This is a genomic window from Cupriavidus sp. SIMBA_020 (genome assembly GCF_046535395.1).
Classification (GTDB): Bacteria; Pseudomonadota; Gammaproteobacteria; order Burkholderiales; family Burkholderiaceae; genus Cupriavidus; species Cupriavidus campinensis.
Genome location: NZ_JAWRWU010001105.1, coordinates 1 through 255, shown reverse-complemented (window position 1 = coordinate 255; position 255 = coordinate 1). Strand labels below are relative to the sequence as shown.

The following is a 255-nucleotide window of genomic DNA, read 5'->3' as shown; positions in this document are numbered from 1 at the left end:
CTCGCACAGTGAAAGGTAATGTGCTTTGTAATCCCCGCTCTGAGCATCCACTGTGTTAGTGCAACATTTGTATAGCTTGAGTATCTTAAGCCTTTAAAAACACGTTCATGGGCTTCTCCTGGCGAATCTAAGAGCATAGTGGCATCAGGTGGAAGGTATAAGTACTGAAGTTGCCCTGTTTTAATGTGATTAAAAGTTGCTCGTGGATCTATCATTGTGAGTTTTTCCCACGTTAGCTTTTGAATATCACTCCAG

The 255-nt window shown here is 42.0% G+C and carries 1 pseudogene; it reads right to left on the bottom strand.

Features of this window, described 5'->3' with window-relative positions:
* Positions 1-255: pseudogene (locus SB751_RS32935) on the bottom strand (site-specific integrase); the annotation flags it as partial.